The organism is Streptomyces sp. NPDC015242, assembly GCF_043079125.1.
Lineage (GTDB): Bacteria > Actinomycetota > Actinomycetes > Streptomycetales > Streptomycetaceae > Streptomyces.
In genome coordinates this window covers 939,279-960,145 of sequence record NZ_JBIBUF010000001.1, presented here as the reverse complement: position 1 = coordinate 960,145, position 20,867 = coordinate 939,279, and the positions used below count along the sequence as shown (strand labels likewise).

15 protein-coding genes and 1 pseudogene are annotated in these 20,867 nt (G+C 73.4%); 9 read left to right on the top strand and 7 right to left on the bottom strand.

The window, feature by feature from the left end:
• Positions 1-25: 25 nt before the first annotated feature.
• On the bottom strand, positions 26-1,282 hold the full coding sequence (locus ACF07N_RS04265) for an NlpC/P60 family protein (protein WP_392108122.1): 1,257 nt from the start codon (positions 1,280-1,282) through the stop codon (positions 26-28).
• A gap of 219 nt (positions 1,283-1,501) precedes the next feature.
• On the opposite strand from ACF07N_RS04265, the gene ACF07N_RS04260 reads away from it, so the two are divergent.
• Positions 1,502-2,836 (top strand): hypothetical protein, encoded by a 1,335-nt coding sequence (locus ACF07N_RS04260; RefSeq protein WP_392108120.1) that lies wholly within the window; start codon positions 1,502-1,504, stop codon positions 2,834-2,836.
• A 170-nt stretch (positions 2,837-3,006) separates the two neighbouring features.
• Here ACF07N_RS04260 and ACF07N_RS04255 read toward each other — a convergent pair whose 3' ends face one another.
• A complete protein-coding gene (locus tag ACF07N_RS04255) occupies positions 3,007-3,735 on the bottom strand; it encodes a GAP family protein (RefSeq protein WP_392108117.1) in 729 nt (242 codons plus the stop codon).
• A gap of 415 nt (positions 3,736-4,150) precedes the next feature.
• Between ACF07N_RS04255 and ACF07N_RS04250 the strand changes: the two genes are divergently transcribed.
• The 4 genes and pseudogenes from ACF07N_RS04250 to ACF07N_RS04235 all read left to right on the top strand — a co-directional run.
• A complete protein-coding gene (locus ACF07N_RS04250) occupies positions 4,151-4,942 on the top strand; it encodes a YhjD/YihY/BrkB family envelope integrity protein (RefSeq protein ID WP_392108114.1) in 792 nt (263 codons plus the stop codon).
• 153 nt (positions 4,943-5,095) lie between these two features.
• Positions 5,096-5,524 carry a hypothetical protein gene (locus ACF07N_RS04245; protein WP_383333449.1) on the top strand — a complete coding sequence of 143 codons (429 nt, stop codon included), beginning with the start codon at positions 5,096-5,098 and terminating at the stop codon, positions 5,522-5,524.
• Positions 5,525-5,851: 327 nt separating this feature from the next.
• Positions 5,852-8,707 carry a carbohydrate-binding protein gene (locus ACF07N_RS04240; RefSeq protein WP_392108110.1) on the top strand — a complete coding sequence of 952 codons (2,856 nt, stop codon included), beginning with the start codon at positions 5,852-5,854 and terminating at the stop codon, positions 8,705-8,707.
• 2 nt (positions 8,708-8,709) lie between these two features.
• Positions 8,710-9,873, top strand: a pseudogene (locus ACF07N_RS04235) (ThuA domain-containing protein); the annotation flags it as partial.
• Between the two features lie 71 nt (positions 9,874-9,944).
• Here ACF07N_RS04235 and ACF07N_RS04230 read toward each other — a convergent pair.
• A complete protein-coding gene (locus ACF07N_RS04230; RefSeq protein WP_392108107.1) occupies positions 9,945-10,511 on the bottom strand; it encodes a TetR/AcrR family transcriptional regulator in 567 nt (188 codons plus the stop codon).
• A gap of 86 nt (positions 10,512-10,597) precedes the next feature.
• Here ACF07N_RS04230 and ACF07N_RS04225 point away from each other — a divergent pair, with 86 nt between their 5' ends.
• Positions 10,598-11,740 carry an FAD-dependent monooxygenase gene (locus ACF07N_RS04225; RefSeq protein ID WP_392108104.1) on the top strand — a complete coding sequence of 381 codons (1,143 nt, stop codon included), beginning with the start codon at positions 10,598-10,600 and terminating at the stop codon, positions 11,738-11,740.
• A gap of 102 nt (positions 11,741-11,842) precedes the next feature.
• Here the strand turns inward: ACF07N_RS04225 and ACF07N_RS04220 are convergent, their stop codons facing one another.
• Both ACF07N_RS04220 and ACF07N_RS04215 read right to left on the bottom strand, forming a co-directional pair.
• The gene (locus ACF07N_RS04220) at positions 11,843-14,419 is read right to left on the bottom strand and encodes an FtsX-like permease family protein (RefSeq protein ID WP_392108101.1); all 2,577 of its coding nucleotides are present in this window, start codon (positions 14,417-14,419) and stop codon (positions 11,843-11,845) included.
• Positions 14,419-15,207, bottom strand: coding sequence for an ABC transporter ATP-binding protein (locus ACF07N_RS04215; RefSeq protein WP_392108098.1), 789 nt, complete (start codon positions 15,205-15,207; stop codon positions 14,419-14,421). Before ACF07N_RS04215 ends, ACF07N_RS04220 begins: the two co-directional genes overlap by 1 nt.
• A gap of 273 nt (positions 15,208-15,480) precedes the next feature.
• Between ACF07N_RS04215 and ACF07N_RS04210 the strand changes: the two genes are divergently transcribed.
• Genes ACF07N_RS04210 through ACF07N_RS04200 form a run of 3 tightly spaced genes read left to right on the top strand, consistent with a single transcriptional unit; the run spans position 15,481 to position 17,760 of the window.
• Complete coding sequence (locus tag ACF07N_RS04210) at positions 15,481-16,785, top strand: sensor histidine kinase (RefSeq protein ID WP_392108095.1); 1,305 nt, start codon at positions 15,481-15,483, stop codon at positions 16,783-16,785.
• Entirely contained in the window at positions 16,757-17,440 is a 684-nt protein-coding gene (locus ACF07N_RS04205) for a response regulator (RefSeq protein ID WP_383343992.1), read from the top strand. Before ACF07N_RS04210 ends, ACF07N_RS04205 begins: the two co-directional genes overlap by 29 nt.
• Positions 17,441-17,478: 38 nt before the next feature.
• A complete protein-coding gene (locus ACF07N_RS04200) occupies positions 17,479-17,760 on the top strand; it encodes a hypothetical protein (protein WP_383333464.1) in 282 nt (93 codons plus the stop codon).
• Between the two features lie 70 nt (positions 17,761-17,830).
• Here the strand turns inward: ACF07N_RS04200 and ACF07N_RS04195 are convergent, their stop codons facing one another.
• Both ACF07N_RS04195 and ACF07N_RS04190 read right to left on the bottom strand, forming a co-directional pair.
• On the bottom strand, positions 17,831-19,252 hold the full coding sequence (locus tag ACF07N_RS04195) for a cellulose binding domain-containing protein (protein ID WP_392108091.1): 1,422 nt from the start codon (positions 19,250-19,252) through the stop codon (positions 17,831-17,833).
• Positions 19,253-19,330: 78 nt separating this feature from the next.
• Complete coding sequence (locus ACF07N_RS04190) at positions 19,331-20,860, bottom strand: beta-N-acetylhexosaminidase (protein WP_392108088.1); 1,530 nt, start codon at positions 20,858-20,860, stop codon at positions 19,331-19,333.
• Positions 20,861-20,867: the final 7 nt, after the last annotated feature.

The following is a 20,867-nucleotide window of genomic DNA, read 5'->3' as shown; positions in this document are numbered from 1 at the left end:
CGGTCGTCTCACTTCTTCCCCGCCGTCAGGCCGGGCGCACCGCACCCCTGATCGCCGACTGGCCGGCGAAGAACACCGACTCCTCACGGATGAGCGCTCCCGGGCCGGGCGCGTGGATCATCATGCCGGGACCACTCCAGATGCCCACGTGACCGAGGTCGTCGTGGAAGAAGACCAGGTCTCCCACCCGGACCTCGGCGAGCGGGACCTGCATGCCCGCGGCCCACTGGGCCTCGGCGCTCCGGGGAAGCGTGACACCGGCGGCCTTCCACGCGGCCTGGGCGAGCCCGGGGGCGTCGTACGACCCCGGACCGACCGCGCCCCATACGCACGGCCGGCCGATCTGCGCGCGGGCGAAGGCGAGCACGCGTTCGGCCTGGGTGCGGTGGCCGCTCACCGGGGCCGGCCAGGATCCGGCTGTCACCGTGGGAGCGGCGGGGGCGGGTACGACGGCCGGTGCGGCGAGCACCGCCGGAGCGGGAGCTTCGAGGACGGCTGCGGAGACGTCCGGCAGACCGGCGCCGTACGTCGCGGTGAGCACGCCGGCCGCGGCATACGGCGCGGTCACCCCGGTGGCGTCCCCGTCCCCGTGAAACTCCGCCCCGATCGAGGGGAGATCCGCCGGGTAAGGAGCCGGGGCGAGGTCCGGGGCCAGGCTCGGGGCGAGGTCCGGGGCGGTGGGCAGCTCCGCGACGGACGGGACGCCGGGGAGCGAGCCGGACAGGGCGCCGGTCTCCGGGGGAGACGCGACTGCGGGCTCGTACAGCGGCCATGCCGCCGTGCCTTCCCCGCCGGGCACCGGCTGCGCACCGGTGCGCCACTCGCCCTCGTCCCGGAGGGACTCGCCCGGCACAGCCGACGAGACACGCTGCCCGGGGAGTCGGGGGAGGGAACCGGTGGGCGCTTCGGGCGCTTCGAGGGCGAGGGGTTCCGGGCGTGGCTCCACCGCACGTACGGGGCGCGCCGGCTCGGGCGCGCGGTCCGGGCGCACCGGCGGTCTCCTGTCCGGCTGCGGGGCAGGGAAGGTGGGGCCCAGCTTGGCCCGCGCGGCGTCGAACCACTGACGGGCCAGGGTTCCGATCGCCGGTTCGCTGTCCTCCTGGGACCGGCCGCGGACGGCCGTACCCCGCTGGCGCGGGATGGCGGCGGCTCGGGTCGCGTTGAAGGTACCCGTGTCGCTCTCGGCCCGGTCGTAGAGGCGGTCGACATACCGCCGGACCTCTTCGGGGCTCGGCTCTTCCATGTCGGCCAACTCGGGGCGCGAGGTTCGTTCCGGCGCCATGGGCAAGCGCGCTCCTTCCGTCCGGGAGTGCACGAGATCGCCTGCCTGAGGGCGGAAGTCGTGCACGCGGTGCCCAACTTAGCCAACTTGTAAGCCTTCCGTGAAGATCGAAGCCCGAAACGCCCGATATGATGCTGTGACCTTCGCCCCTCCCCCGGACTCACCCACCCCGGTTCGCCCGGCTCGCACACCGCGCCCGGAGCGGATCTGCTGGTGGCCATGAGCCACAGCGGTGACGAACAGCTCTCCGCCCGCGAGCGCGACGAGCTGGACGACCTGCGGCAGCGGGTCAACGCCCTGGAGAGCGGAGGGTCTTCCCGTGCTGCCCGGCATCACCCGTTCCGTTCGCTCGGGTCGGTGCTCCTCGCCCTCCTCGCCGGCCTGCTGTCACTGCTGTCCGTCGTCGCGGTGTGGGCGAACAGCGTCGTGCAGGACACGGACCGCTACGTCGGCACCGTCGGGCCGCTGGCGAGCGATCCCGATGTGCAGAAGGCGGTGACCAACCGGGTCACCGCTGTCGTGCTGGCCCGGATCGACGTGGACGCCCTGGTCAAGGAATTGACGGACGCGGCGGCCCAGCAGGGTGTCCCGCCGCGGGTCGCCCAGTTGCTGGGCGACCTCGACGGCCCCATCGAGAGCGGACTCGAGCAGCTCGTCGGCAGCACGGTGGAACGGGTGGTCACCAGCAGCGCCTTCGAGACGGTCTGGGCCGACGCCAACCGCAGGGCGCACGCGGCGCTGGACAAGGCCCTGACGGGCCGGTCCGACAGCGCGGTCGAGCTGGAGGACAACCAGGTCGTCGTCGACCTCGGTCCGATCGTCGGGAACGTCAAGGAGCGGTTGGTCGATGCCGGTCTCAAGGCCGCCGAGAAGATCCCGGCCGTGCGGACCGACTTCGTGGTCCTCGCTTCCGAGGACGTCGGCACCGTCAAGACCTACGTGCGCGTCCTGCAGATTCTCGGCGGCTGGCTGCCCGTCATCACGCTGCTGGTCGCCGCCGCGGGCATCTATGTGGCCTTCAACCGCCGCCACGCGCTGATCGGGGCCGCGCTGGCCGTCTTCGTCGCCATGCTGGTGCTGGGCATCGGCCTCACCGTCGCCCGCGACGTCTATCTCGACCATCTGCCCCCGGGCGCTTCCGAGGCCGCCGCGGGCTCGGTGTACGACGCGCTGGTCAGGTTCCTGCGCGCGGGTGTGCGCGCGCTCGCCGCGGTCGCCCTGTTCACCGCCGCCGGCGCTTTCTTCGCCGGGCCGTCCCGGATCGCCGTCCTCACCCGCACGGGCTGCCGCAGGGGCATCGGCGGGCTGCGCGATGTGGCGACGTCGGCGGGGCTCCGTCTCGGCGCGGCCGGGCGGTTCGTCCACCGCTTCAAGCGCTGGATCGGGGCGGCCATCCTGGTGATCGCCGCCGTCGTCCTGTTCACCTGGAGCTACCCGACCACGGCGGTCGTGGTCTGGACGGCCGTGATCACACTCGTGGGCTTCGGGATCCGTGAGTTCCTGGACGCTCCCGAGGCACCGCCCGCCGACTCCTCCGTCCAAGCCCGGCCTTGATCTCCCCTGTCCGGACATGCAGGGGCCCTGACCGAGTGCTGCAATGGCTGGAGGGGCCGTCCTTCCCGATGCGCCGTGGGCGACCGGCGCCCCAGGAGGTGTGTCCGAGGCCGGACCCATCTCGAGGGAGTGGCCGTGCAGCAGGACATCCAGGACATGGGGCCGGGGGTTCAGCCCACAAGGCCATGGATGCTCCGGCCCGTCAGCCACAGGCCGATGACGATGCTGCCCGCGACGATCGCCCGTTCCGCGTGGTCCTGCATCCAGGTGCGCAGCCGGAGCAGCCGGATGCGCGCCACCGCCGGCCGGAGCACGACGTACAGCTCCGCGGCGAGCAGGGTGGCGCTGGCGAGCAGGCAGAACGCGAGCAGGACCAGCCAGGTCGTGGCCTGCGAGGTGTCGGCCCCCACCACGGTGGTGGCTCCGGCGGCGACCAGGCCCCAGGGCTGGAGGAGCACGGCGAGTCCGGCTGCCGCCCCCGCCGAACCGCGATCCAGGCGCGAGGTGAGGGAGGAGGACCCTTCGGCTCGCTGCGGGACGGCGGGGGCGGGGCCGTGTACGGGCGCCGGTGGTCGCGGGTTGTGGGCGCGGGCCCGGCCGCGCGGCCGGGCGCGGCCGGAGCGCCGGCGCCGGTGGATGCCGTACGCGACGAGCGAGACGCCGATGAGGAGCGTCGCCACCAGGCTGAGCGTGGACGGGGGCGACCTCGGCTCCGGTGGCCGGCCGCCCGTGAGCAGCAGGACCAGAGCGATCACCGCCACGAAGCAGGCCACCCAGCCGAGAATGAAGAGCATTCCCTTGCGCGCACCCCGGGCGGACGCCACCACCAGCACGAACGCCATGATCGGCAGCGGATCGAGCGTGATGGCGAGCGCGATGAGCAGCAGGTCCACGACCATGGCCTGATCCCGTCGGGCGCGCGTACGGGTCGAGCCTATGCAGGGCCCGCGCACGCCGCATCCGCGCGGTGTCGCCCGGCGCCGGGTGGGCGTGCGGCGGCGTGCCGTGCGCCGCTCGGTCGCGCACTCTGGAGTCGGGAAGGAGCAGACGGATGGAGACTTCGGCAGGCGTGCCGCCGGCCACGGCGACCCGGACCTCATGCACAGGCCACGCATCCGCCGGCGGCTGAGGCGGTCCGGCGAGAGCGGGGGCGGGGGAACGGACGAGCGGCGGCGGCCCCTCGCGGCGGGACGCGCCGGCCGTGCGCCGCGACGGGCCACCGCCGCGTTGCACGCCTCCTGGTGGCGTGAGCGCACCGCGCGTCGGACCGCCCGGCTGCGGGCCCTCCACGCGCGGGTCGAGTCCCGTTTCCCCGTGACCACCGCCCTGGTGGACCGCTTGGTGTCGGTCAACGTCTTCGACTCCGCCACCCGCATCGCGGCGCAGTGCTTCCTCACGGCCGTGCCGCTGCTTCTCGTGATCGGGGCCTATGCGCCGCCGGCGCTGCGGGATCAGGTCACCGAGTCGGTGAGTGCCGTCTTCGGCCTCACCGGGCAGGCGAAGGCCGAGCTGCACGCGGCGTTCCAGCCGCCTGCCGAGGACCTGAAGCAGGCCACGGGAGTGGTCGGCGGGTTGATGGTCGTCCTGTCGGCCACCGCGGTGAGCCGTGCCGTGCAGCGGCTGTGCCGAAGGGCATGGCGGCTGCCGCGCGCCGGGCTCTCGGTGGCCCCGTGGCGGTGGCTCGCCTGGATCGTCCTGTGGCTCGGTGCGCTGGTCGCACAGGGATTGCTGGGCAGCGTGCTGGGGGTGGCGCTGGGTTTCGTGGTGACGCTGCTCGTCGAGACGGTCCTGTGGTGGTGGACCCAGCATCTCCTGCTGGGCGGTGTCGTCCGCTGGGCGCCCCTCCTGCCCGGTGCGGTGATCACCGCGGCCGCGGTCAGCGGCCTGTCGGTCACCGCGCAGTTCTACATGCCCCGGGCCCTCAACCGGGCCCTGGAGGCCTACGGCTCGGCCGGTTCGGTGTTCGTGCTGCTGTCCTGGCTGATCGTCATCTGTGTGGCCGTCGCCGTCGGGCTCAGCGTGGGCGCCGTACTGTCCCAGGAGACCGCCCTGCGCCACCGCCTCGGCAGCCCCGGGCCCTCGTCCCGCGCCGCGAAGGGCACTTGATCTCCCCCGGCGTCCGGGAGTCGTTTCCCCCCGCGGCGAAGGCACCGCTCCCGGCGTGCGATCGACCCCGGGCGAGCGCACGCTGGAAGTAAGTCGATCAGGCTGTGGGGGGACCGCATGCCGGGTCGGACGGACAACCCCGGGAGCATGCTCATGGCCAGCCACACGAGCCGAGTGCACCACACGACGCGAGCCGGCGGCGCCCGTTCGTCCCGTGCCGTGACCGGATGGGTGGCACTCGCCGCCTCACTCATGATCTTCAACGGCATCATGGCGATGCTGTCCGGCATAGCCGCCATCGCGAACGACGAGGTCTTCGTCACCACCCGCAACTACGTCTTCGAGCTCGATCTGACCGCGTGGGGGTGGATCCACCTCATGATCGGACTCGGTGTCGTGCTCGCGGGAGTGTCCCTCTTCCAGGGCTCCACGTGGGCCAGGGTCGTCGGCATCGGGCTCGCCGGGCTGAGCATGATCGCGAGCTTCATGTGGCTGCCCTACGCACCGGTCTGGGCCATGACCATCATCGCGCTCGACGCAGTCATCATCTGGGCGCTCTGCAGGGCACCTTCGGCCTCCTGACCCCACCTTTCCCCGACGCCACCAGGGCGTCGGTCCGCGGCTCCGGCAGCGGACCGGCGCCCTTCTCCGTGCGGGCCGGCGCACCGAGGCGCCTCACTCCACGCTTATTTTGACAGGGACTTGACATATCTGGCGCCGCCCAGCAGCATGCAAAACACCAGCGGCGTCCCGCAATTCGCCCTGCGCACACCGCAATTCACGCACAGCGCCAGCGATCGTCCGCGGTAGCCCGACCGCTCCCTCGTCGCGCCCCGCGCCAGCACCCGGCAAGCGCGGCCGGCGCGCGCCTTGCCTGACATCCCTCACCGTCAGGAAGGACACCCCTCCATGCTCTGGCGCCCACGCGCGGGGCTGAGAAGCCTCACCGCGCTCACGCTCGTCCTGGCCGGTGCCGTCACGGCGGCTCCGACGGCCGCCTCCGCCCCGGCGGCCCCGGCGGATCTCCCACCCGGTGACTACCAGCAGGTCCGGCTCGCCGGTGGCGCGGCCGAGATGGGCGAGCCCATGTCACTGGCCGTGCTGCCCGACCGGTCGGTGCTGCACACCGCACGCGACGGCACGATCCGTCTCACGGACGCCGCGGGCAACACCAAACAGGCCGGAAAGCTGGACGTCTACACGCACGACGAGGAAGGGTTACAAGGCATCGCCGCCGACCCGGCCTTCGCCACCAACCGGTACGTGTACGTCTACTACTCCCCGCGGCTCAGCACCCCGGCGGGAGACGCCCCCACGACCGGCACGGCCACCGACTTCGCACCGTGGAAGGGCCATCTCAACCTGTCGCGGTTCACGCTGCGCGGCGACGGCACCCTGGACGCCGCGAGCGAGAAGGTCGTGCTGGAGGTGCCCAACGACCGCGGCCAGTGCTGCCACGTCGGAGGCGACATCGACTTCGACGCGGCCGGGAACCTCTATCTGACGACCGGCGACGACACCAACCCGTTCGACTCGTCCGGATACGCGCCGATCGACGAACGCACCAATCGCAACCCGCAGTTCGACGCCCAGCGCAGCTCCGGCAACACCAACGACCTGCGCGGCAAGGTGCTCAGGATCAAGCCGACCGCCACCGGCGGCTACACCGTCCCGACGGGCAACCTGTTCGCGCCCGGCACCGCGGGCACCCGGCCCGAGATCTACGCGATGGGCTTCCGCAACCCGTTCCGGATGTCCGTCGACCGGCCCACGGGCACGGTCTACCTCGGCGACTACGGGCCCGACGCGGGAGGCACCGACCCCAACCGGGGACCGGGCGGCCAGGTCGAGTTCGACCGGATCACCGCACCCGGCAACTACGGCTGGCCGTACTGCACCGGCACCAACACCACGGCCGAGACGTACAACGAGTTCACCTTCCCCACCGGGCCCTCCGGCGCCAAGTACGACTGCGCGGGCGGCCCCGCCAACAACTCCTTCCGCAACACGGGCAAGGCGCAGCTGCCCCCGGCGAAGCCCAGCTGGATCAAGTACGGACTGGACGGTTCACCGCCCGAGTTCGGCAGTGGCTCGGAGTCCCCGATGGGCGGTGAGGTCTACCGCTACGACCCCGCCTCGACGTCGACGGTGAAGTTCCCCGCCTCCCTCGACGGCCGGTTCTTCGCCGCCGAGTACGGCCGCCGGTGGATCAAGGCCATCGAGGTGAGGAGCGACGGTTCCCCCGGCGCGATCGAGAACGTCCCCTGGAGCGGCACCCAGGTGATGGACACCGACTTCGGTCCCGACGGCGCCCTGTACGTCCTGGACTACGGCACCGGCAGCGACAACTCGGCCCTGTACCGCATCGAGTACATCGCCGGCAGCAACCGCAACCCCGTCGCCCAGGCGTCCGCCGACCGCACCTCCGGCGCCCTGCCGCTGACCGTGCGGTTCTCCTCGCGGGGCAGCGCCGACCCCGAGGGCGGGGCACTGACCTACTCCTGGAACTTCGGCGACGGCACCACCTCCACACAGGCCGACCCCAGCCACACGTACTCCACCGCGGGCACCTACCGGCCCACCCTCACCGTCCGGGATCCGCAGGGCCTGACCGGCACCGCGAGCCTGGTGGTCACCGCCGGCAACACCGCCCCGACGGTGACCCTGCAACTGCCCCTCGACGGGCAGCCGTTCACGTTCGGCGACACCGTGCCGTTCCGGGTCCAGGCCGGCGACCCGGAGGACGGCGCGGTCGACTGCTCGAAGGTGAAGGTCACCTACCTCCTGGGCCATGACAGCCACACCCACGCCATCACCTCCACGAACGGCTGCGAGGGCCGCCTCACCGTGCCCGCTGACGGCGAGCACGACAACGCCGCCAACCTCTACGGGGTCTTCGACGCCGAGTACACCGACACCGGCGGTCTGACCACGCACTCCGCGCGCACCCTGCAACCGCGGCACCGGCAGGGCGAGCACTTCGGCGCGCAGTCGGGCGTCCAGACCGCCGCCCACGCGACCGCCGAGGGCGGCAGGACGGTCGGCTTCACCGACGACGGCGACTGGATCTCGTTCAAGCCGTACGTCCTCGCGGGCGCCACCAGGTTCACCGCGCGCGTGGCGTCCGGCGGCGCGGGCGGCACCCTCCAGGTGCGTGCCGGTTCCGCCACCGGCACCCTGCTCGGCAGCGCGACCGTGCCGGTGACCGGCGGCTGGGACACCTTCACCGACGTCACCGCCGCTCTCTCCGGCGCGCCCGCCGGCAGCACCGAGCTGTTCCTGGTGTTCCGCGGACCCACCGGGCAGGGCCACCTCTTCGACCTCGACGCGTTCACCCTGGGCTCGGGCACCGCCACGACCACGCCGTGGGAGGCGGAGTCGTACAGCTCCGCCTCGGGTGTCCAGCCGGCGGCGCACGGCACGGCCGGCGGCGGTCTGACGCTGGGTTACGTCGACCACGGCGACTGGGCCGGATACGCCTCCGTCTCCACCGCCGGTGCCACCTCCGTGTCCGCCCGGGTCTCCTCGGCCGGGGCGGGCGGCACCCTGCAGTTCCGCTCGGGCTCGCCGACCGGCCCGCTGCTGGGGTCCGTGACCGTCCCGGTGACCGGCGGCTGGGACACCTTCACCACGGTCGGCACCACCCTCGACGGCGCGGGCTCGGGTCCGTTGTTCCTCACCTTCACCGGAGGCTCCGGCTCCCTGTTCGACGTCGACACCTTCACGCTCTCCCGATCCGCCGCCACGGCGCGCAAGGAGCGATGACCATGACCCACCTGATGCGGCGACTGCGCCGCGGCACCGCCGCCCTGGCCCTGGGCCTGCTGGGCGCCCTGATCACACCGGCCGGCACGGCCCACGCGGCGTCCTTCGACGTCCTGGTGTTCTCGAAGACGGCCGGCTTCCGGCACGACGCGATCCCGGCGGGCATCGAGGCGCTGCGCGCCCTCGGCGGCCAGCACGACTTCACCGTCACGGCCACCGAGAACGCCGGGGCCTTCACCCCCGCCGACCTGGCGGGCTACGAGGCCGTGGTGTTCCTCAACACCACGGGCGACGTCCTCGACCCCACGCAGCAGAGCGCGTTCCAGTCCTACGTGGACTCCGGCGGCGGCTACATGGGCGTGCACGCGGCCGCCGACACCGAGTACGACTGGCCCTACTACGGACAGCTCGTCGGCGCGTGGTTCCGGAGCCACCCCGCGATCCAGCGGGCCACCCTGCGCACCGAGGACCGGACGCACCCGGCCACCGCCCATCTGGGCGCGACCTGGACCCGCACCGACGAGTGGTACGACTACCGCGCCAATCCCCGCCCCCGCGTGCGCGTGCTGCAGACCCTGGACGAAAGCACCTACAGCGGCGGTTCCATGGGGGCCGACCACCCCATCACCTGGTGCCACGGGCAGGGTTCGGGCCGGTCCTTCTACACCGGGCTCGGCCACACCGCCGAGTCCTACGCCGACCCGGCCTTCCGTTCCCTGCTGCTGGGCGGGGTGCGGTACGCGGCCGGGCAGGCCCCGGCCGACTGCTCGGCTGCGGCCGGGAACGGGCAGGTGGAGGCCGAGTCGTACAGTTCCGGCTCCGGCGTGCAGGCAGCCGCGCACGGGCCGGCCAGCGGCGGGCTGACGCTGGGCTACATCGACCACGGCGACTGGGCGGGCTACTCCCACGTCACGACCACGGGAGCGAAATCCTTCACGGCGAAGGTGTCCTCGGCGGGCGCGGGCGGCACCATCGAGATCCGCTCCGGTTCGGCGGGCGGCACCCTGCTCGGCTCGGTGCCGGTGCCGGTCACCGGCGGCTGGGAGACCTTCACGACCGTCACCACGGCCCTGACGGGCGCCGCCTCGGGACCGCTCTTCCTGCGCTTCACCGGCGGAGCCGGGGCCCTGTTCGACGTCGACACCTTCAGTCTCGGCGCCGGCCCTGTCTGACGGCGTTCAGGGTCACCGGACCGGGTGTCGGTGACCTCGTTCGACGAGCGCTCGCCCGCGCCCTCTCACGGCGTCTCGCGGAGGGCGGCGGCGACCAGGCCTTCGAGGGCGTCACGCGACACCTCGCCGCCGCTCACCAGCCGGTCGAAGACCAGTCCGTCGACACAGGTCAGCAAGGTGTGCGTGCGACGCTCGACGTCCGTCACGCCGTGCGCGGCGAGGAACTCCCGGACGGCTCGGTGCCCGGCGTTCTCCCGGGGGACGAGGATCTCGCGCAGCTCGGGGTCGCGCACGCTCTCGACGGCGCAGGCGTAGCGGGCGAGGGAGCGGCTGCGGCCTTCGCCGGTGAGCCGCTGCCGCGTGAGCCGCAGCATGGCGTCCACCAGTTCCCCGGCGGTGCGCAGGGGCGCGAGTTCCTCGGCCAGCGCGCGCAGTTCCGCCTGGTCGAGCCGGACCAGGCGGGTGACGAGGCCGGTGAGCAACGCGGCTCGGGTCCGGAAGTAGGCCGACGTGGTGCCGGACGGCAGGCCCGCTCTGCGGTCGACCGCGCGGTGGGTGAGGCCTCGGACCCCTTCGTCGGCGAGCACGCCGAGGGCCGCGTCCGCGAGGAGGGTGCGCCGATCCGTAGCCATGACCCCTTTCTACACCTGTAGAGGCTCCGTTAGAGTGATCTTCTACAGGTGTAGAAGAACGGGGGTCTCGGCATGGCAGCACGGCGGTGGTCGTCGGAGGAGGCATCGGCGGGCTCGCCGCAGCGGCAGGCCTGCGTCGCATCGGCTGGGACGTGACCGTCGTCGAGCGCGCGTCCGTGCTCCACGACGCGGGCGCGGGCATCTCACTGGCGGCCAACGGCCTGCGGGCGCTGGACGGACTTGGCGTCGGCCGGGCGGTACGGGACGCCTCACGCGGCCAGTACACCGGCGGCACTCGCACGCCGCGGGGCGGATGGCTGGCCCGGATGGACGGCTCGGCGCTGGAGAAGGCGGTGGGCACACCGATCATGGGCATCGCCCGCTCCACCCTGCACCGGCTGCTGCGCGGATCCCTCCCGGCAGAGGCCCTGCTGACGGGCCGTCAGGCACGCTCGGTCGAGCAGATCGGCCCCGGAACGGTGCGAGTCGACTGCGGCGACACGTTCCTGGACGCCGATCTGGTGGTCGCGGCCGACGGCATCGGCAGCACGGTGCGCGCCCGGCTCTTCCCGGCCCACCCGGGCCCGGTCTACAGCGGCTCGACGGTGCTGCGCGCCATCACCGAGCAACCGGTCGGCCTCCGCACCGACTTCGAGCTGACCTGGGGGCGTGGGGCCGAGTTCGGGCACATCGCCTTCCGCGACGGGCGGGCCGAGTGGCACGCCGTCCTCACCCTGCCCGCCGGCACCCGGTTCGCCGACCCGCTGGCCGCGCTGCGTGCCACGTTCCGCTCCTGGCACGACCCGATCCCCGCCCTCCTCGACGCGACCCGGCCCGCGGCCGTGCTCCACCACGACGTCGCCGAACTGCGCACGCCTCTCCCCTCGTTCACGGCGGGCCGGATCGTGCTGCTGGGTGACGCGGCCCACGCGATGACGCCTCACCTCGGGCAGGGCGCCTGCCAGGCGCTGGAGGACGCGATCACCCTGGCGGCCGCGCTCGCCGGCGAGCCCACCGTCGAGGCCGCGCTCGCGCGCTACGACACCGAGCGCCGCCCGCGCAGCCAGGCCGTCGCGCGGGCGGCCCGGCAGGCCGGACGGATGGGCCAGCAGCTCTCCCACCCCCTTGCCGTCGCCCTGCGGAACACGGCGATGCGGCTGATACCGTCCCGGGCCGCGACTCGCATGATCCTGCGGCACCACGCCTGGCTTCCCCCACGGCTGGGCTGATCCGGCCCGCGGCCCGGGACGGACCCGGGCCGTGCCCGGCGCACGGGCCCGTGCCGTCGGGACGCCGGGCCGGAGCAGGTCACGTCCGCCATCGCGCGGGCCTCACTCCTTCGTCCCGATGCCGTCCACCGGACGGACCCGCAGCAGCAGGCGGGTGGGCAGCATCGCGCCCGCCATCGTCAGCAGGGCCGTAGAGCCGGCGATCGTCAGCCAGGCCGGCAGGGGCACCGTCGGCCAAGGTGCGCCGGTCAGCGCCAGCGCGATCAGGATCAGCGGCGGGAGCGACAGGAGGGTGCCCAGGCCGGTGCCGACGGCCACCACCGTGAAGCTCTCCCGCCGTACCATGCCCAGCACCTGGGAACGGGTGCTGCCGCTCAGCCGCAGCAGCGCGAACTCGCGGCGGCGGCTCGCGGTGTTCATCGCCTGGGTGTTGACGACGGTCAGCGCGGTGTAGGCGATGATGACGCCGACCACCACATAGTTCACCCACGCCGTCGCCCGCTGCTCCTCGACCTGGGCGTCGGCCGCCAGCGCTCCGCTCAGGGTGGTGCCCGGATAGTCGCGCGCCAGGGCGGACAGTTCCCGCGCGGTGTCGCCGGCCGCGCCGGATGCCGACCGGATCAGTACCGACTGGTCGACGCCGCCGGTGGTGTGGGCGAGGAGCAGGTCGTGGTCGAAGGTGAGGTCGGCGAAGCCCAGTCCCCTGTCGTACACGGCGATCACCTCGCCGGTGAAGGGCGTGCCGTCCCCCAGGTACAGCCGTGCCCGATCACCGACGTCGAGCCCGAGCCACGACGCCGCCGTGGTGCTGAGGGCCACCGTGCCCGGGGCCAGGGCGGAGAGGTCCCCTTCGCGTTCGTCCAGGTCCACGGTGGCGGACAGGGCCGACGGCCTGAGGCCCTGCGCGGTCAGGGAGACGGTCTCCTCCGTGCCGAGCAGCGAACCCACGCCGATCGCCTTGGAGCGGACCACGCCGGTGGCGGCGGCCACGCCCGGCAGCTCGGCGGCCCGGCGCGCCACGTCGGGGGACACCCCGGCGGGAGCGGTGAGCACGTGGTCGGCGACCGTGCCGGAGCGGATCTCGTCGGCTGAGCGGCTCAGTTGGGTGGTCTGGGTGAACACCACCGTCGCGGCGAAGGACACCGCGAGCACGAGCGGAGTGACAGCGGCCGCCGTCCGGGCGGCGCGGGCGCGGGAGTTGACCGCCGCCAGCCAGCCGGCGACCCCGGTCCGGCCGAGCAGCGGGGCGAGCAGGTCCGTGGCGGCGCGGGCGATCAGCGGACCGAGGACCGCCGCCGCGATGACGAGCAGCAGGACGAGGGAGTTGGCCAGTCCGACCAGGGTCAGGAAGTCGGTGCGGTACCCGAGGCCGAGGCCCAGCACGGAGACGGCGAGGGCGAGCAGGACGCCGCCGGTGATCAGGCGGCCCCGGCCGAGGCGGGCGGGCTCGGCGGAGGCCTCGCGCAGCGCCTCCGTCGGATGGACGCGCGCGGCCCGCCGTGCCGCGACGAAGGCCGCGACCACCGCGGTCAGCACGGTGGCGCCGACGGCCGCCAGGAACGGGAGCGGGCCGACGACCGGCCGGAAGTCCGGCGGGACGAGACCGCGCCCGGCGAACTGCCCGCTCAGCCAGTGCACGACACCGACGCCGAGGGGGCAGCCGAGGACACCCGCGACCAGACCGGCCACCGCCGACTCCGCGGTGATCATGCGGTACAGCTGTCCGGGCGTGGTGCCGATGGCGCGCAGCAGGGCCAGCTCGCGGTGGCGGTGGCGTACCGCGAGGGAGGTCGTGGCGCACAGGACGAAGACGGCCACGAGCAGGACGTTGCCGCCGATGGCGGTGGCCAGTTGCACGAGATTGGACGCGCCGACCGCGATGTCGGTGAACTCCGCCTCACCGCGTTCGTCGCCCGTGTACACGGCGGCGTGGTGTCCGGCCAGCGTCCGTTCGACGGCGGATGCCACCTCCGAAGGCGGCGTGCCGGGCGTGGGGAACAGGCCGAAGGCGTCGGCGTACGCGCCGGAGCGGGGTGCCAGCCGCTGCATCGCGGCCCCGGACACGTAGAGCACCGACTGCCGGGGCGTGCGGTCCCCGTCGAGGGCGACCAGGCCGGTCACCTCGAAGGTGAGAGGGGTGGACGAGGTCATGAGCCGGACGCTGTCGCCGGTCCGCAGCCCGGCCCGGTCCGCGAGGTGGCTGTCCAGGACGACCTGCCGGGAGCCCCGGGGGGCGTGCCCTTCGGTGAGGCGGAAGCCGCCCAGGACGCGGCTGGACCAGGTGTGGGCCTGCGGCACGGCACCGTTGGCCCCGGTGACGGCGCGGTCCCCGTCGAGCAGGCGGACCGTGACGCGGCGGTCGGGAACCATGGAGGCGACCCCCTCGACCGCCGCGAGGTCGCGGGCCAGGGAGACGTCGAGCCGGGGACGTTCCAGCAGCGGCTGGGAGCTGCGGTCGTCGGTTCCGTCGGCGGTCTTCACCTCGAGCTCGACGGACTGCCGCCCGGCGACGATCACCGGGGCCTTCTCGTACCGTTCGGGCGGCAGGGCGGAGCGCAGTCCGGATTCCAGGAGCACGCCGCACGCGCTGATGACGGCCGCGCCGAGCAGGAGGGCGGCGAACGTGGCGGCGAAGGCCCCGCCGCGGGCGCGCAGGGTGGCCAGGGCGATGCGCAGCATCAGTGGGTCCTCCGCAGTTCGCTCATGACGCTCTTGACCTCAGCGGCGGACGGGGCCTCCATGCGGCGCACCAGGCAGCCGCCGGCGAGGAAGAGGACCTCGTCGGTGTGCTGTGCGGCGACCGGGTCGTGCGTGACCATCACGACGGTCTGGTGCAGGTCGGTCACGGCCTGCCGGAGCAGGGCGAGGATCTCCTCGGCCGTGTCCGGGTCGAGCGCGCCGGTCGGCTCGTCCGCGAAGATCACTTCGGGGCGGGTGATGAGGGCGCGGGCGATGGCGACCCGCTGCTGCTGTCCGCCGGAGAGTTCCGCGGGGCGCCGGCCGAGCAGACCGGTGAGCCCGACGGCGGCCGTGACGCCGTGCACCGCGTCCTGGTCCGCCGCCGCTCCGGCCAGCCGCAGCGGCAGGGTGAGGTTCTGCTCGACGGTGAGCGACGGCAGCAGGTTGAACGCCTGGAAGACGAAGCCGACGCGGGTCCGGCGGAGCCGGGTGAGCTGCTTCTCGTCCAGCTCACCGAGATCCTGGCCGCCCAGGTGGACGGTTCCGGACGTCGGCCGGTCGAGCCCGGCGGCGCAGTGCAGGAAGGTGCTCTTCCCGGAGCCGGAGGGGCCCATGACGGCGGTGAAGCCGCCGGCGGCGATGCCGGTGCTGACGTCGTCCAGGGCGACGACCGCGTCCGGCCCGCGGCCGTACCGCTTGGTCACCCGGGTCAGCCGTACGGCCGTGCGTGTGGGGTCGATGCCGATGGGGGCGCCGGGGGGCGTGGTCCGGCTGCGGGCTCCGAGCATGGGAAACCTCGAGGTCGTTCGTGGCTGATGAGTCCTTCCAGTCCACCGGCGTGCGAGGCCCGGAACCTCCCTCGCCACGTCGAAACGCGTGCTCCACCGGGCGGATGAGAGGGGTGGCCGCTTCCGCCGTCCGGACGAGGCCGCACGCCGCCGCGGCGCCGGGTGCGCGGCGCGTCTCCTCCTTTCGGAGGGGGCCGGGAGGAGGAAGCGCCGTGACGGGACTCAGACCTGGGAGGGGCAAAGGGCGTGAGCAGGACGTCTACGGTGGACGGCATGAGAGAAGCGGGAGCCCTCGCGGGCCGCCAGGTGCCCGCCGCGGTGACGGACGCGGCACTGGCCGTCCTGGCGGCGGTGGCGTGCCTGGCGCTGCCGGAGGCGATCCCGCCGGACGGCACTCCGCTGCGGGAGACGGACCAGTGGTGGTACGTCCTGGTGGCGCTGGCCACCCTGCCCCTCGCCGTGCACCGCATGGTGCCCCTGGCCGCTCTGCTGGTGATGGCGGCCGCGTCGGGGATCCTGCAGCGCCTGTCCTACATCCCGCAGCTCGCCGGCCCCGAGGGCACGTCGATCGGCCCCACGTACCTGGCCGTGGCCATCGCCGTGTTCCTGACCGCGGTGCGCGGCGCGCCACGGGTGACCATGTTCGTCGCGGCCGTGTTCATCCCGGTGAGCGCGCTGACGGAGGCGTTCCTCGCACCGCCGGGGCACCGGCTGGCCGCGCTGGTGACCGATGCCGTGCTCCTGCTGGCGGCGTGGGCTCTGGGCCGGCTGTCCCGGGCCCGGACGGCCGTGCGGGACGAGGCCATGCAGCGCGCCGCCGCGCTGGAGCGGGAGCAGGCCGCCAACGCGCGGGCCGCGGTGATGCAGGAACGGGCGCGGATCGCCCGGGAACTGCACGACATCGTGGCCCACAACGTGAGCCTGATGGTGGTGCAGACCATCGCGGCCGACCGGATCCAGGACCGGTCGCCCGACAAGGCCCATGAACTGCACGCCGCCGTCGAGCAGACGGGCCGGGACACCGTCACCGAGCTGCGCCGCCTGCTGGACGTGCTGCGCACCGACGAGGAGTCGGAGGACACGCCGTCGAAGGAGCCGCCGCAGCCGACCATCGACGCGCTGCCCGCCCTCGTCGACGCCGTACGGGCCACGGGGCTGGACGTCGACTACGAGGTGTCGGGCGCGGCGGTGGCGCTGCCCGCGGGATTCCATCTGACGGTGTACCGCGTCGTGCAGGAGGCGCTCACGAACACGGTCAAGCACGCGGGGGCGACCCGTACCCGGGTGCGTCTGCTGTGGGACGAGGAACCCGGGCGGCTGCACGTCCGCGTCTGTGACGACGGGCCGGGCGGCGCCGCGGTGGACGCGGCGCGGACCCCGGTGGCCGGATACGGTTCCGGTCATGGTCTGCTGGGCATGCGGGAGCGCGTCGCCGCGACGGGCGGCACCCTGCACACCGGTCCTCGGCCGGGCGGCGGTTACTGCGTCCACGCCGGCCTGGACCTGCCCGAGGACGACGGCAACGCGAACGACGGAGGAACTGCCCACCATGCGGTCCATCAGCGTCCTGCTGGCTGACGATCAGCCGATGATCCGGACCGGCTTCCGGTACATCCTGGAGGCGGAGCCGGACATCGAGGTCGTGGGAGAGGCCGCCGACGGCCGCGAGGCCGTCGAGGAGACCCGGCGGCTGTCACCGGACGTCGTCCTCATGGACATCCGCATGCCGGTGATGGACGGCGTCGAGGCGACCCGGCTGATCGCCGCCGGCGGACTCGCCTCCCGGGTCATCATCCTGACCACGTTCGACCTCGACCAGCACGTGCTCGACGCCCTGCGGGCCGGAGCGAGCAGCTTCCTCGTGAAGGACGGGCCGGCCGATTCCCTGGTCGCGGCCATCCGCACGGTGGCCGCCGGTGACGCCGTGCTCGCTCCCCGGGTCACCCGGCGGCTGCTGGAGCGCTTCGCCGGCCTGCCGTCGGAGGCCGCTCCCCCGGTCCCGCCGCGCCTGGACGTGCTCACCGGCCGTGAACTGGACGTCCTGCGGACCCTGGCGCGCGGCCTGTCCAACGCGGAGATCGCCGCCGAGCTGGGCATCGGCGAGACGACCGTGAAGACGCACCTCGCCCACATCCTGGAGAAGCTGCAGCTGCGCGACCGGGTGCAGGCGGTGATCCTCGCCTACGACTCGGGGCTGGTGACCCCGCGCCCGGGCGGACCCGGACCGTCCTGACCGCGGCGCGTCCCGATACGAGAGAAAGGAAGGGTGCCATGGACACCCTGGTAGGGCTGCTCGTCGTCCTCGTCGGAGTGACGACCGTGGCGGCCGTCGAGAGCCGGGCCCGGCGGCTGGACCGGCGGATGGCCCGTCTGGAGCACAGACTGGGGCTTCTGATGGAGCATCACGGCGTACCGGACGACGACCCCGTCCTGGCGGAGGTGGCGGCCCTGGTGCGTGCCGGGCAGGAGGTGCCGGCGATCAGGAAGTACCGGGAGGCCACCGGTGCCGGTCTGCTGGAGGCCAAGCAGGCCGTGGACCGGCTGCGCGACTGACGGCGAGGCGTGGCGGAGGGCTGCCCGCCGCGTGACGGGCAGCCCCGGTCGTGTGTGGCCGCCGGCCGGGCTAGCTGCCGGGCACCGTGTCCTCGAAGGTGGTGCCGGCGCTGCGGTAGGCGCTGATCTTGGCGCCGACCTGAGCCGGGGTCAGGACCTGGTCCTTGACGTGCAGGACGTAGTCGATCTGCTCGTCGTAGGCGCGCGGGGTGGTGCTGGTCTGGCCCGCGAGGTCGATCAGCCACTGGTTGAAGTTGATCGACATGGGGCGCTCGGGCAGGTACGCCGCGTCATGGGTGCCGAAGAGCTGACCGTCGACGTAGTACTTGATGGCGCTGTTGTCGATGGTGAGCACCAGGTCGTGCCAGCCGGCGTGGCTCTGCCGGGATTCGGTGTGCTGGTTGACGGCCTGCCAGGGGTCGGGGTTGTAGGTCTCCCAGGACGTCGTGTAGAGGATGTTGGCGGGCTCGCCCCAGCCGCCGTTGGGCAGGTACTCGAAGTCGTACTCCGCGTAGTCGTCGGCCATGGGGGCCTTGAGGTCGTTGATGGTGAAGAACGTCTGGACGACGTGGTCGCCGTCGGGTCCGGACACGGGCGCGTCGGAGAACCTGACGCGGGCGGCGTAGGTGCCGTTCCTGAACTTCGTCGCCTTGGTGAGGACTTCGGTGTGCTTGGTGCTCCCGGCCGTCCCCGCGGTCGAGGTCCGCAGGTTCATCACGGAGTTGCCGCCGGAGGCCGCGAAGGTCACGTTCTCGGGGGCCCAGGTGGCGCCGGGCACGCCCGGTCCGCCGGAGTTGGAGCGGACGCTCCAGCCGTTCGCGGAGATCCTCGGGTCGCCGGAGCTCGTGTAGTCGAAGTCGTCGAAGAGGCTCTGTCCGCCGGCCGGGGGGTCGGTGGGCGGATCGGTCGGGTCGTTGCCCTCGGGGGCCGTGCCCCACACGGTGCTGCCCGCGACCTGGGCGGTGACCTTCGGCCAGTCGGCGTACGTGGTGCGGGAGGCGCTGAAGGAGTAGTCGTCGCTCTGGGTCAGGGGCTGCCAGTCGGTGCGGTGGAAGCGCAGTTGCATGTCCCCGGTGTCGGCGCCGGGGGCGAGGCTGCCGGCTCCCGCGGTGAAGCCGATGTCGAGGTAGCGGTCGGCGGTTGCGGTGGGGCGGGCGAGGGTGCCGAAGGTGCCGGTGATGTGGGCGCAGCCCTTGACCGCCCAGGAGCAGGCGAAGCGGTAGGCGGCGCCGGCCGAGTCGGCCTTGAAGTAGTAGCGCACCTTGACGGTGGAGAGCTGGACGGGGACGGTTCCGGTGTTCCTGACTTTGAGCCAGGGTTCGGACTGGTCGGCCGTGGCGGAGCCGGCACCGGTGCGGTACTGGACGGTGACGGCTTCGCCGGCGGCACTGGCCGTGCCGGTCAGGGCGGCCAGGCCGGTGGTTCCGGTGGCCATGGCCACGGCGGCGGCTGCGGCGACGCGCCATCTGCGGGGAGCGGTGGGCCGATGCATGCTCGTTCCTTTCCGGAGGTGGGGGATCGGGTGACCCTGCTGCCCGGTGGGGCCGGGCGAGCAGGGCTGTGGTGCGGCTCAGGGGTGACGGCTGACCTCGAGCGCGTCGAGGCGCGCGGTGTGCCCGGCCAGGCGGGAGCTGAAGTCGGTCCAGGTGGTGGGGCCGCTCCAGGACCGGTCGGCCAGGGCGCACAGGCGGGGGTAGGTCAGGTACTCGATGCGGGCGGGTGTGGCGGCGTACTCGGTCCACAGGTGGGCCTGGGTGCCCAGCACCCGGGCGGCGGCCTCCGGGCTCGCCGCCCCGGGGACCGGGTCGTGGCCGTGAACGTCCCGCAGCCCCACGACGCCGCCCGGCTGCCCGGGGGGCTCGTCGGGGCCGGCACTCCGGGGATAGTCCAGATAGGTGGCGCGGTGGTGGGAGTTGATGACGTCGTGGCCCCGCCGGGCCGCTTCCAGGGCGTGTGCGGGATCGCGCCAGGCCATCACGGTGAAGTCCTCGGGCAGTTCGGTACCGGTCTCCGCCCAGCCGACCGGGCGGCGTCCCTGCCGGGTGAGGAAGGTGCCGACGCGGCCGAGGAACCATCCGTGCAGGGCCGCGGGGCCGGGCAGCCCGGCCTCCCGGGCCCGTGCCCGGGCCGCGGGGCTGCGCTCCCATTCCGTGGTGGGGCATTCGTCGCCGCCGATGTGGAGGTAGGGCGAGGGGAAGACGTCCATGACCTCCTCCAGCACGGTCCGGCAGAAGTCGAAGACCTCCTCGTGCACCCCGAGGGTGGTGTCGCACACCCCCCACCGCGTCCAGACGTCCAGGGTCCGCTCCGGCCGGTTGCCCAGGTGCGGGTAGGCGGCCACCGCCGCCCGGGCGTGGCCGGGCATCTCGATCTCGGGCATCACCGTGATGCCGCGCGCCGCCGCGTGGTCGACGAGGCGGACGAGTTCGGCCCGGGTGTAGGCGCCGCCGTGGGGTGTGCCGTCGTACCGGTCACCGGTGGGTCCGGTCATGGACCGGCTGCGGTGGCCCCCGATCTCGGTGAGCTTGGGGTAGGCCGCGACGGGCATCCGCCAGCCCTGGTCGTCGGTCAGGTGCAGGTGGAACACGTTGATCTTGTGCAGGGCGAGCAGGTCGACGTAGCGCAGCAGGTAGGACAGGGGCTGGAAGTGCCGGGCGACATCGAGCATGGCTCCGCGCCAGGGCAGGCGGGGGACGTCGGTGATGTCGGCGCAGGGCAGGGTCCACGGCACACCGTGCCGGGGCGAGGCCGACAGGGCCTGCACGGGCAGCAGTTGGCGGACGGTCTGTACGCCCCGCAGGAGTCCGGTGACGGTCCGGGCCCGCAGGAGCACGGACCGCGGCCCGATGGTCAGTCCGTATCCCTCGCCGCCCAGGCCGGTCAGGGCGGTGTCGAGGGCGAGGACGACCTGTCCGTCCGCGGCGGGCGGCAGGGGCAGCCCGGTGGCGGGGGCGAGGAGGGTGCGCAGGAGCTGGGCGGCGGGTTCGGCGCCCGGGGTGACCCGCAGGCGGGTGTCGCTGTCGAGGGTGAACTGCCCTGCCTTGAAGCGGGCCTTGGTGGGGCGGGGCAGGAGCGGGGTGCGGGGCGGGGACGGGGGCACGGCTGTC

Excerpts from the sequence above, each read along its gene's own strand:
- ACF07N_RS04230 (WP_392108107.1), bottom strand. The coding sequence starts at position 10,511 with ATGGCTACGGATCGGCGCACCCTCCTCGCGGACGCGGCCCTCGGCGTG.
- ACF07N_RS04220 (WP_392108101.1), bottom strand. The coding sequence starts at position 14,419 with ATGCTGCGCATCGCCCTGGCCACCCTGCGCGCCCGCGGCGGGGCCTTC.
- ACF07N_RS04240 (WP_392108110.1), top strand. The coding sequence starts at position 5,852 with ATGCTCTGGCGCCCACGCGCGGGGCTGAGAAGCCTCACCGCGCTCACG.
- ACF07N_RS04210 (WP_392108095.1), top strand. The coding sequence starts at position 15,481 with ATGAGAGAAGCGGGAGCCCTCGCGGGCCGCCAGGTGCCCGCCGCGGTG.
- ACF07N_RS04265 (WP_392108122.1), bottom strand. The coding sequence starts at position 1,282 with ATGGCGCCGGAACGAACCTCGCGCCCCGAGTTGGCCGACATGGAAGAG.
- ACF07N_RS04215 (WP_392108098.1), bottom strand. The coding sequence starts at position 15,207 with ATGCTCGGAGCCCGCAGCCGGACCACGCCCCCCGGCGCCCCCATCGGC.
- ACF07N_RS04255 (WP_392108117.1), bottom strand. The coding sequence starts at position 3,735 with ATGGTCGTGGACCTGCTGCTCATCGCGCTCGCCATCACGCTCGATCCG.
- ACF07N_RS04260 (WP_392108120.1), top strand. The coding sequence starts at position 1,502 with ATGAGCCACAGCGGTGACGAACAGCTCTCCGCCCGCGAGCGCGACGAG.
- ACF07N_RS04200 (WP_383333464.1), top strand. The coding sequence starts at position 17,479 with ATGGACACCCTGGTAGGGCTGCTCGTCGTCCTCGTCGGAGTGACGACC.
- ACF07N_RS04195 (WP_392108091.1), bottom strand. The coding sequence starts at position 19,252 with ATGCATCGGCCCACCGCTCCCCGCAGATGGCGCGTCGCCGCAGCCGCC.
- ACF07N_RS04205 (WP_383343992.1), top strand. The coding sequence starts at position 16,757 with ATGCGGTCCATCAGCGTCCTGCTGGCTGACGATCAGCCGATGATCCGG.
- ACF07N_RS04245 (WP_383333449.1), top strand. The coding sequence starts at position 5,096 with ATGGCCAGCCACACGAGCCGAGTGCACCACACGACGCGAGCCGGCGGC.